Consider the following 11,614-nt stretch of genomic DNA (forward strand, 5'->3'; position numbering starts at 1 on the left):
AATGCTTGCAACTCTATTGATGCAAGTCACTTCGCGGGGAGGAATAGGCTTTGTTTGAGAAATTAAGCCGGATACTGATACCTATTGCCGGTAAACTGAACAACAACCGCTATCTTACTGTACTGCGTGATGCATTTATGTTGTCATTTCCATTAACAGTTTTTGGCTCCATCATTGTCGTTATTATCAATCTGCCGTTTCTCAAAGGTTGGATGGGTGACGGTAATTATGCGACTTTTAACAGTCTGCTGAACATTGCGCCGAGTGCCACCCTGAACATCATGACCTTATTCGTAGTTGTCGGGATCGGCTATTATTTATCCCGAAGTTATAAGGTCGAGCCCATATTCGGCGGCATGATCGCGTTGGTCAGCTTCTTGATGCTCACCCCATTTGTGCTGACACAAGAAAGCGGTGCCACGATTGCTGGTGTCATTCCGTTGGATCGAATTGGGGCCAAAGGCATGTTCCTTGGCATGATCGTTGCTTTTATAGCTGCTGAAATTTATCGAAGAGTGACACAGCGGAACATTGTTATCAAAATGCCTCCAGGCGTTCCGCCAGCTGTTGCCAAATCGTTTGCCGCTTTGCTTCCAGCGTGTATCACATTGGGCATATTTTTGATCATTAATGTTGTAGTTACACTGACTCTTCATAATAACTTGCATGATCTGATATATCATGCTGTACAGGCACCTCTGGTGCATTTGGGCAGTGGTATTGTACCTACATTAATTGCTATTTTCTTTGTTCAGCTTTTATGGTTCTTTGGGCTTCATGGTCAGATTATTATCAACTCAGTCATGGAACCGATCTGGAATACGCTGGCACTTGAAAACTACGAAGCGTACTCCAAAGGAGCAGAACTGCCGCATATTATCACCAAGCAGTTTGTGGATATTTATACCGTAGGTATCGGTGGTACAGGTATGACATTGGCAGTCGTGCTCACGATTCTGATCTTCCTAAAGAGCAAGCAATTGAAGCAGGTCAGTAAGTTGGCCATTGGACCAGGTCTATTCAATGTCAATGAACCCGTCATTTTCGGTTTGCCGATTGTGATGAATCCGCTTATTTTTGTCCCATGGGTCATTGCTCCAATGATCGTTACGCTGATTACTTACTTCGCGATGTCCACCGGGCTTGTACCACCGCCTAACGGAATACAGGTCCCTTGGACGATGCCGTTGTTCTTTAGTGGAATGATGGCTACGGGATCTCTAATGGGAGGCGTACTGCAGTTGTTTAATATGGCTGTCGTTTTTGTCATTTGGTTCCCATTCCTGAAATTTATTGATCGAATGAACGTCCGTAAAGAGCAGGAAGAGGAGATTAACCAAGCAGCCATTGCAGGTAAGGATCAAACTGTTGGAATGTAGTGTGAATGAGCCTGAACTAGCGGCTTATTCATTGCAAAAGAGAGAGGAGTAGAGCTGTGAATCATACCGAAATGAAAGATACAGAGCAGCAAGCCATTCAATACTGTTTTCCATCCGACTTCTGGTGGGGGTCATCAGCCTCGGCGACCCAGACAGAAGGAACCGTGGAGGGAGACGGCAAAGGACCGAACATCTGGGATTATTGGTTTGAACAGGAGCCAAACCGTTTTTATGACGGGGTGGGACCTGGCGATACATCCCGCTTCTATACTCGTTACAAAGAAGATATTGCACTCATGAAAGAGCTTGGCCATAACTCCTTCCGGTTCTCCATTTCCTGGTCACGCCTGTTTCCAGCAGGAAGAGGTGAATTGAACCAGAAGGCGGTTCAATTCTATAATGCCGTCATTGCAGAGTTGCATGAGGCGGGGATTGAGCCGTTTGTGAATCTGTATCATTTTGATTTGCCGATGGCTTTACAGGAAAAAGGAGGCTGGGTAAACCGGGAGACGGTCGAAGCTTACGTGGATTACACTAACACTTGCTTTGAGCTATTCGGGGATCGTGTAGCCAAATGGTTTACACATAACGAGCCGATTGTCCCGGTGGAAGGCGGCTATCTGTACGATTTCCACTATCCAAATGAAGTGGATTTCGGGAAAGCTGTACAGGTGGGATATCATACCTTGCTATCGAGCGCGAGTGCCATTAAGGCTTACAGAGAAGGCGGTTACAAGGGCAAAATTGGTATTATTTTGAACCTGACGCCAACTTATCCGCGTAGCCAGCACCCGGCAGACGTGCAGGCTGCTGAAATATGCGACGCATTCTTTAACCGTTCCTTTTTAGACCCATCTGTGACGGGAGAATTTAATCCTTTGCTCGTGGAGTTGTTACGCCAAGAGGGATTCGTACCAAACATGGAAGACGGAGACCGGGAGATTATACGTCAAGGCACTGTGGACCTGCTGGGGATTAACTATTATCAGCCGCGCAGAGTCAAGGCTCGCGAAAGTCTTCCGAATCCAGATGCGCCTTTTGTGCCGGAACGATTCTTCGATTATTACGCCATGCCTGGTCGTAAGATGAATGAGATGCGAGGCTGGGAGATTTATGAGAAGGGCATTTACGACATTCTGACCAACGTCAGGGAGAATTATGGAAACATTGAATGCTTCATATCAGAAAACGGAATGGGTGTTCAAGGCGAGGAAAAATTCAGGGATGAGAACGGCATGATCCATGATGACTATCGCATTGATTTTATCCGTGAGCATCTCAAATGGGTCCAACGTGCCATCTCAGAAGGCTCCAATGTGAAAGGCTATCACTTATGGACATTTATGGACAACTGGTCCTGGACGAACGCTTATAAAAATCGTTATGGCTTCGTATCTGTCGACCTTCAGAACGAAGGCAAAAGATCCGTTAAACAGAGTGGGCACTGGTTCAAACAAGTGATCGAAAATAACGGATTCTAAGGTGGTGGGTGGTCCTCTGGACCACCTTTTTTTATCACCAAGCCAAGTTACCCTGTATACTGCTGGTGAGAAAGTATATTGTTCGGTATACTTACTTATACCATAATACCTCGATGTCCCCGCCTGCAGAACCAAAAGAACCAGCGCTACCGATATTTTTGGTAAAATGCTGACATAAAACAAATTTTAGTACAGGTGGTAGACAGATGAATAAATACCAACGGATTGCACAAGAGGTCAAGAAGCGCATTATAGATAAGACCTATAGCAGTGATGATCCGATCCCCGACGAAATTTCACTGGCCAGTGAGTTCCGGGTAAGTCGGATGACGATTAAGAGGGCATTGGATACGTTGGTGTCGGAAGGGCTGTTGAATCGTAAAAGAGGGCACGGAACCTTTATCGTCAAATCGGTCTATAATGGTCCGGTTAATGTCGTTGTGAATGAAATGCTGGGGCTGACCAACGTACTGCGCGGGAAAGAAATCAAAAGTAAAATCATAGCCTTTGACGTTCAATTTCCATCTGAAGAGGTAGCGGCGCATCTATTTATTGATGCCAATTCTCCTGTGTATCATGTAGTCCGTCTGCGTATTGTAGAAGGAGAGCCGTATGTGATAGAGCGCACATACATGCCTACCAAGCTGATCAGCGGTATTACCGAGCAGGTGTTGCACGGCTCAGTGTACAAACATATTAAGGAGGAGCTGGGCCTTAATATTGTCAGTTCACATCGTACCATCCGTGCGTCCAAGTCGACCGAGCTAGATTGGGAACATTTGGATTGCGGTGCGGATGATCCAGTTTTAGAAATTGAGCAGGTAGGTTATCTGGATACGGGTATACCGTTTGAATACTCATTCTCACGGCATCGGTATGATAAATTTGTGTTTACCACAGTAAATCGGATACGTTGAGCGAATGAGTACGAAACAGGTGGTAAAGCAAACATGGCAGAAGAAGCCTATCTAATATGGGATTCTCCTGCCTGTTCTTTTTTAATGAAGCAAGTTAATGACCAAGCAACCTGACTTCATGCACCGTTGGGGTGTACCAGTTGTTTGGATTATTAAATAACACCGCATTAACAAGATTGATGCGCACGTAACGGGCTTGGAAGTTAACTTTGTCACTGGTAAAGCCATATGTGGTATTGCTTGTGCGGTCAATGGTGGAATAATGAACACCATCCGTACTATATTCGATTTTATACTTGTAATATGCCTCAGATCCTTTGTACATAAACCATGAAATATCCACTTCGCTAATCGTCTTGGTACTGCCCAAATCGACCTGCCACCATGCAGGCCAGGATGCAGATGTAGCCTTCCATGAAGTTTGAGGGTTACCATCGTTCGCCAGTGAAGCCGGAGAAGCGGAGGCGGCTGAGCTGGCAGTTGCTGTTTTGCCTTGCGCGTGATTCACAAGAGAAGGCAGGATGACTGTGCCTGTGGCAGCATCCAAATCCCAACTACTGTACCAATTGAGGGTTGCCGTTTTATTAGCATCATTCAAGGTCAGTGGCAACCAAATAAATTTGTGATCGCTCAGATTGAGCGGGTTCCAGCGGTCGCCCATATAGATGTAGCTGGTTCCAGCGTTGCCTGTAATTGTGGCGATGGAGTGGATTTGTGAGCCATAAGCCGCCGGATCGCCGAAAGGCGACAAAGCAGACCAGCTTCCAGTCATGGAGCTGGCGGTTGCATAAGCACCCTGATTCGGATACCAGCCGGATGCCTGTGAGGTAAACAGGTAGTAGGTGTTATTCTTTTTCACAACAGCGGGGGCTTCACGATAGCCATTTTCAAAAATCCAGCCAACGAACGACTGCACACCTGTATAATCGGCCGTCAGCTTGAAGATTGCCATCGTATCGTTGGCGCCGCCATTTTTACGGGAAGCTGTAATGAGGTAGCCGCTACCGTCAGTATCCGTAAATACCGTCATATCACGAGACTCATAATTCAGCGGGCGGAAGCTGCCTTGGTAAGTAAAATTCCCGTCGGGTGTATCGCTGGTAGCGACAGCTACGCGACCGAGTGAGTAGTCCGTGCCATTTTCATAGTGTGCCCATAATACATATTTTCCGGTGGATTTGTTGTAAATGACTTTGGGACGCTCAATTTTGCTTGAATTCAGCTCAGGGGCGGAATCTTTGGTGAGAATACTACTGCGGAAGGACCAATTTTTCAAATCGGTCGAGGTGTATACGTTCACTTTTTCAAATTTCCAGTTTTCGGCATGCTCGCCGTACCAATAATAAGTGGAGCCTACTTTTAGGATATTTCCGCTGTTTGCCTGAATCGGGTTACCTGCGGTGTCTTTCCAATCTGTTCCGTTCGTAATGGCTGTGCTTGCTATTGCACTCAAGGAAAGTTCTGCATTAGCGGCGTCTATACCATTCAGCGATGGGTTCATCTCGCTCCCATAGGTTGCTTGCGTAACGCCTGTAGTATTGGCATGTACCGCATTAGGTTGAAGACCTGCACCGACCACTGCGAGTATAATACAAATCCATGCGGCTAACGATTTGCTGTTGCTGATCCACTTCACGATATCATCTGCCTCCTTTAACACGGATAGGATGGGCCAGAAGGGCTTGTCCGGCACCTCATCTTTGATTTTATCTTAACTGGAAGCGTTTACAAGTGGAATAAATTGAAGTCTTTAGAATGGTAAACTGCTGTTAGAAGAAAGAGCAAATTTGATCATTACATACGAAATAGGTATATAGGGAAGCTCGTCACTTATATCAGAATTGTTTGTGATTGTGCGCTTTGTCATTGACACGTTCATGAATTATTTCAAATTTAAAGTGACTGGAATCACATAAACGATTGCTTTATGTGGGTATACTTGCTTTAATTAAGGGTTAACAAAAGGGAACTATGTTAATAACAACTATTGTTCATCTTATTTTGGAGAGAAGAGGGATACTACGATGTTAAGTGAGCAAACCATTGCAACGATTAAATCGACTGTACCTGTTTTGGAGGTACACGGAACTACGATCACCAAGCGTTTTTACCAGATGATGTTCGAGGCCCATCCCGAGCTTCTCAATATATTTAATCACGCGAATCAGAAGCAAGGACGTCAACAAGGTGCGTTGGCCAATGCTGTATATGCGGCCGCACAGCACATTGACCGTCTGGAGGAAATTCTTCCGGTGGTACGTCAGATTGCACATAAGCATCGTAGTTTGGGGATTAAGCCAGAGCATTATCCTATCGTCGGGAAATATCTGCTCGCTGCGATCAAGGACGTGCTAGGGGATGCAGCAACAGATGAGATCATCAACGCATGGGCCGAAGCCTATGGTGTGATTGCGAATGTATTTATAGATGTGGAAGCTGAAATGTACAAGAACGCTGAACAGCAGCAGGGAGGCTGGTCAGACTTTAAGAACTTTGTTGTGCAGAAAAAGGTTAAGGAAAGCGACCAGATTACGTCCTTTTATCTGGTGCCGCAGGATGGACAGGTGCTGCCTGCATTCGAGCCTGGGCAATATATCAGTCTGCAGATGCAGATTCCGGGTGAACATAACACCCACATCCGTCAATATAGCCTTTCAGATGCACCGGGCCAACCTTACTACCGGATATCCGTAAAACGCGAGGACGCCGTCGGGTCTCGCCCAGCGGGTAAAGTATCTGTGTATCTGCATGAGCAGGTGCAGGAGGGCGATGTGCTGCGGGTGTCTGCACCTGCGGGTGATTTTACGCTGGATCAGACAGATCGCAGACCTGTTGTATTGATTAGCGGTGGAGTCGGGCTAACCCCGATGGTCAGTATGTTGGCTTCCTTGGTGAAGTCTACTCCAGGTCGGCCCGTCACCTTTGTCCACGCAGCGGTCAACGGAGATAACCATGCTCTGCGTAATGAGGTGGAAAAGTTGGTCGCCACACATGCACAGGCGGACGTTCGGTGGTGCTACAGCAGACCAACCGAGCAGGATCGTCTAGCCCAGGCTTTTCACAAGGAAGGACGTTTGGATCTGGCTTGGCTGCAATCCGTAATACCGGAACGTAATGCCCAATATTACTTTTGCGGCCCTGTGGGATTCATGCAATCGGTATACGGCCTGTTGAAGGAGTGGAATATCCCTGCATCGGATATCCACTATGAATTTTTTGGTCCTGCCAGTGCATGGGAAGCAGAAGCGCAGTGAGACATTAAAAAAGACGAAGGATCGTTGTCCTTCGTCTTTTTTGTGTTTATTACTGTGAGGAAATCCTACTCATTTGTCTCTACGCTTCTTCAGAGTGTGCCCATATTTTCATGACGTGGGCACACGCAAAAAATCCATATGCTGCGGCATATACTGGCGTAAAGCTTCTGGAATGCGGATCGAACCGTCCTCTTGTTGGTGATGCTCTAGCAGCGGGATCAAGATCCGAGGCGAAGCGACCGCTGTATTGTTGAGTGTGTAACAATATTGAAGCTTGCCGTCCGCGTTACGGTACCGGATGTTGGAACGACGCGCCTGAAAATCAAGCAGCTGGGACGACGAGTGTGTTTCGCCGTAAGCCTGTCGACTAGGCATCCATGTCTCAATGTCCACCTGCTTGTAGGTTTTTTGCGACATATCGCCTGTACAGACAGCCATCTTGCGGTAAGGCAGCTCCAACAGTTGAAGCAGATCTTCCGCATTACGCGTAATTTCCTGAAACATCTGCTCTGAAGCGTCCAAGCTCGCCTCACAGATGATGACCTGCTCCACCTTGGCAAACTGGTGCACACGATACAGTCCGTGAACGTCCCTTCCGGCCGAGCCGACCTCGTTGCGGAAGCATACGGATACCGCCGCCAGCCGAATCGGGTCTGTAACGTCCACAATTTCTCCGCTGTAATACGAGACCAGCGGAACTTCCGAGGTGCCTACAAGCCATTGATCCTCCCCTGCGATACGGTACGTCTGATCCAATCCAAGCGGGAAAAAGCCAGTGCTGCGCATTGCCTCGGAGCGTACCATTAATGGAACGTCCAGCAGCTGAAATCCTCGTTTGCTTAGCAGATCAACAGCAAGCTGCTGCACAGCCCGGTGCAACGCCACCCCAGCTCCCGTCAGATAGTAGTTACGGGTACCGGCTGTTTTGACACCGCGAGGCACGTCGATCAGGTTGTGAAGCTGGCCGAGCGTCATGTGATCCTTGGGTTCAAATCCAAAGTCAGGTATCGCCCCGACCCTCTCCAATTCTATATTATCTTGATCCGACTGGCCTCGCGGCGTATCTGGGGATACGATATTAGGCATTAGAAGCAAAAGCTGTTGAAATTGTTCCTCTACTTCCTGTTGCGGAACTTCCAGAAGATCTAGTCGTCCGTTAATTTCTTTAACCTGCCGCTTAGCCCGTTCCGCCTGTTCATTCTTTCCGGCATGAATCAGTGCCCCAATATCCTGACTGCACTGATTGCGTGTCTGACGAAGCTGTTCTACTTCCTGAAGCAACTGCTTTCTCCGATCATCCAGGGTTAACAATTCTGCGACCGATACCTGTATTCCTTTGTCGTCTGCTGCTCTCTGAACTTGCTCTTGATGCTCTCTGATCCATTTGATATCCAACATGACACCGCACTCCTTCTTTGGATAAAAATACAAAAAGCGCCCTCATCCACATGGGACGAGGAGCGCTTTGATCTCGCGGTGCCACCCAAATTGACCGGACAGCATGACTGATGTCATGACTCTCCAATCCACTTTGCTCCGCTTTAACGGGCGGGTCCGGTTTACTTAGGAACATATCGCCATATCGTACACTAACGTATAATCCTTGGCGTAAACGCCTCCGAGTTGGATGCTCTTCATAGGCATAATGTCGTTTGCTTTTTTGTTAGTATACGGATTTTTGGCAAGTTAATCAAGGGCGTGAGTCTGTACATTGGATTACTTCCGTTTTTCAACATGATCTTTCCAATAAAAATAAATACACAGTGTAAATAATTCGGATTTCATGTTTGCGAAGAGGAAAGGTAGGCTTTATTTCTTATGTATATCCATTCTGCTTCATCTGCGATGATGAAACTGGAAGAATATTTAAGTAATAGCCTCAATTCAGCGTCCAAAATGGGCTATAGTCTCTATAATGCTATTTTAATTTCATGTAAAATGTATTGATTACCAAAACGAACAGCGATGGAGGAGAACATGGAGGATTTTAAAGATCGTTTACATACGATCCGCCAAGAACAGAATAAGCTGCTCAAGGAGTATCAAACATTAATTACAGATTACGAAGCTTCAGATATCATTCTGGAGAATGAGGTGCTGCAAAAAAAGTTCGAGGATTATCAGGCTCGCTGCATTCATTTGGAAGAGCGGGTACGACATATTGAGCAGGAAAATGGTAAGCTGCGTACTGCGCTGACAGAGCAAATGCTGAGCGAAAAGGCGAATATGATTCGCATTTCGCGGGAAAAGCTGGAGACCTATTTTGCTTCCAGAACCGCAGAAGGGGAAAATCGGCTGACATCCATTGAGTATGGGGCTAAAAACCGGGTGGACCAGCTTATTCAGCAAACCACTCATGAGCTTAAAGAGGATCAGGACGAGATCGTCGCTAGACTGAGACTATTCTCAGAGGAGATTCGTGACCGGATCATGGAGCAACGCAGGCGGTTTCAGGAGGCAGAGCGCAAATTGCTTCATCAGACGGCACACGAGCTCCATCAACTCGGGGAAGAAGAGATCAGCGAAGAAACGATGCAGAAGCGTATGAAGCAGAATCAGTTTGAAATGATGCTGGGATTGAACTGGATTAACAAGCTAGGGATTTTGCTCATTATCTTGGGTGTGGGAGCCGCTTTTAAATACTCATACTCAAACTGGTTTACAGGAAATATGAAGGGCGTTGCCTTCTTTTTGCTAGGAGCGCTAATGCTGGGCGGCGGCGAGTGGTTGTATCGCAAGCAGAAGCAGACCTTTGCGCTCGGTATTTTGGGCGGCGGTATTTCTGTACTGTACGGGTCCATATTTTATAGCTACTTTTTGCTAGAAATCATAGGAATGTACACAGGCATAGGCTTGTCTGTTCTCGTTACGGTGACCGCTGTGCTGTTGTCATTAAGATATGAATCTCGAACAATATGTTCTTTTGGTTTAGTAGGGGGCTATCTCCCGTTATTCTCTTATATGGCAGCAAACGGGCTGGAAGGAAACTCTGTGTATATTGCGATGGGTTATCTATTCCTGCTGAACCTGTTGATCCTGCTCGTATCCTTCCGCAAACGGTGGGTCATCGTGCAATATATCAGCTTTCTACTCAATACCCCATTAATGGTTGTACTCACGTGGTTATCAGACAGCACCATAGCCAGCATGCTGTATGCAATCATTACATTTGCAATGTATCTCGGGATGACACTGTGGGTGCCGTTCCGATTCAAAACAAAACTATCATGGCTGGATTTCTCTCTGTTGGCTCTGAATACAGTCGTGAGCTGTTCCGTTCTGTATTCTCTGTTCGGTGATGCAGGCCTGGATGATTACAAAGGATTGCTGGCACTCGTCTTTTGCTTGGTGTATGGGGGCTTGGGCCAATGGGTTCGTCGATATATTCCAGAGGAGAAACAAACCAAAATACTATTTTATGCGACATCATTGACCTTTGCCATTCTCATGATTCCGTTCCAGTTTGGAGTCAGATGGTTGTCCATGGGCTGGTTAATCGAGGCAGTGCTCCTCACATTATATGGACATCGCTATCGCTTGAAGGAATTAGAGCGTGCAGGCTGGGGCATTCTAGGACTGTGTCTGGGCGCATTCTTTTTCATCGATTTCCCTATATATCTGTTATCAGGCTTTGAGACGGATTATTTTGGGCTCAAATATACGCTCATTACATTGGGAATGTTGATCGTTACTGTCTTTTATGCGATTGAATTTAGCCGTCCGAATGCTTTCAAAAACAATCGTTTGTACGAAATGCATATCATGCAAGGATTTAAGTATGTAGCTTTGGTGAACGTGTACTTCTATCTTTTGTATGAAGCTGGTCATTGGTATAACATCGTCGTATCCGATGAGTTTGCACATTACACCTTGTACAAGGTGTTGTTGTTCACCTGCGTATCTCTGGTGTTAGCTTATTTCCTGCCTAAAGTGAAGCTACTGTACGATCGGGTGATTAAATACTATAGCTTGACATTGTACGTCATAGGCTACGCTCTGGCATTGGTGGTTACCGTAGCGATTCCAACCCTGCATGAGGATTACGCGCAGAATACGGCTGCTGATTACGTGGCGTTAATTGTACTGGCAGCCTTTAATGTACTGGTATTCTTCAGCAGCAGGGACTTCCTAAACGCACTGATGACTCGACAGTATAGAAGTAATGAGCTGTATCCGGTCATTATAGGAGTATATTTGTTGGGTATCATTACCGCCTTTCTCGGAGTTCAGTTCCGTCTGGGAGACGCAGGTCTTGTGTTCAGTCTGGTGTATCTGCTGCTGGCTATTTTGTATATTGTATACGGCTTCCTCAAACGAGTGGTCTACATCCGCCGATTTGGATTGGGTTTGACCCTGCTATCGACAGGTAAGCTGCTTTTGTACGATCTACATTTGTTAACGTCAGGAAGCACTATTGTAGCCTATTTCTCCTTTGGGGTTGTATTGCTGGCCATTTCGTATATTTACCAAAAAGTATCCAATCGTATGGGAGAGACCATTATTAAGAAGGATACTGAAGAAAAAATGTAGTTTTTTGTTGTATTGTGTAGATACCGAACATTATGAAAATAAATCCGGTAATA

General features: G+C 46.3%; 7 protein-coding genes. 5 read left to right on the forward strand and 2 right to left on the reverse strand.

The features are described 5' to 3' along the window. The first annotated feature begins 50 nt into the window (after window positions 1–50). From celB to ACXHJ2_RS25050, 3 genes are all read left to right on the forward strand, one after another. A complete protein-coding gene (gene celB, locus ACXHJ2_RS25040; RefSeq protein ID WP_165079896.1) occupies window positions 51–1,379 on the forward strand; it encodes a PTS cellobiose transporter subunit IIC in 1,329 nt (442 codons plus the stop codon). A 71-nt stretch (window positions 1,380–1,450) separates the two neighbouring features. After that, a complete protein-coding gene (locus ACXHJ2_RS25045) occupies window positions 1,451–2,860 on the forward strand; it encodes a glycoside hydrolase family 1 protein (RefSeq protein ID WP_044786772.1) in 1,410 nt (469 codons plus the stop codon). Between the two features lie 206 nt (window positions 2,861–3,066). Next, window positions 3,067–3,777, forward strand: coding sequence for a GntR family transcriptional regulator (locus ACXHJ2_RS25050; RefSeq protein WP_013373714.1), 711 nt, complete (start codon window positions 3,067–3,069; stop codon window positions 3,775–3,777). A gap of 94 nt (window positions 3,778–3,871) precedes the next feature. Here the strand turns inward: ACXHJ2_RS25050 and ACXHJ2_RS25055 are convergent, their stop codons facing one another. After that, entirely contained in the window at window positions 3,872–5,413 is a 1,542-nt protein-coding gene (locus ACXHJ2_RS25055) for a family 43 glycosylhydrolase (protein WP_165079895.1), read from the reverse strand. A 388-nt stretch (window positions 5,414–5,801) separates the two neighbouring features. Here ACXHJ2_RS25055 and hmpA point away from each other — a divergent pair, with 388 nt between their 5' ends. Beyond that, entirely contained in the window at window positions 5,802–7,031 is a 1,230-nt protein-coding gene (hmpA, locus tag ACXHJ2_RS25060; RefSeq protein WP_165079894.1) for an NO-inducible flavohemoprotein, read from the forward strand. A gap of 108 nt (window positions 7,032–7,139) precedes the next feature. Here hmpA and serS read toward each other — a convergent pair whose 3' ends face one another. Then, complete coding sequence (gene serS, locus ACXHJ2_RS25065) at window positions 7,140–8,429, reverse strand: serine--tRNA ligase (RefSeq protein ID WP_165079893.1); 1,290 nt, start codon at window positions 8,427–8,429, stop codon at window positions 7,140–7,142. A 579-nt stretch (window positions 8,430–9,008) separates the two neighbouring features. Here serS and ACXHJ2_RS25070 point away from each other — a divergent pair. Beyond that, window positions 9,009–11,561: a DUF2339 domain-containing protein gene (locus ACXHJ2_RS25070; protein ID WP_165079892.1), complete on the forward strand. Its 2,553-nt coding sequence runs from the start codon at window positions 9,009–9,011 to the stop codon at window positions 11,559–11,561. Window positions 11,562–11,614: the final 53 nt, after the last annotated feature.

The organism is Paenibacillus sp. ALE3, assembly GCF_054113405.1.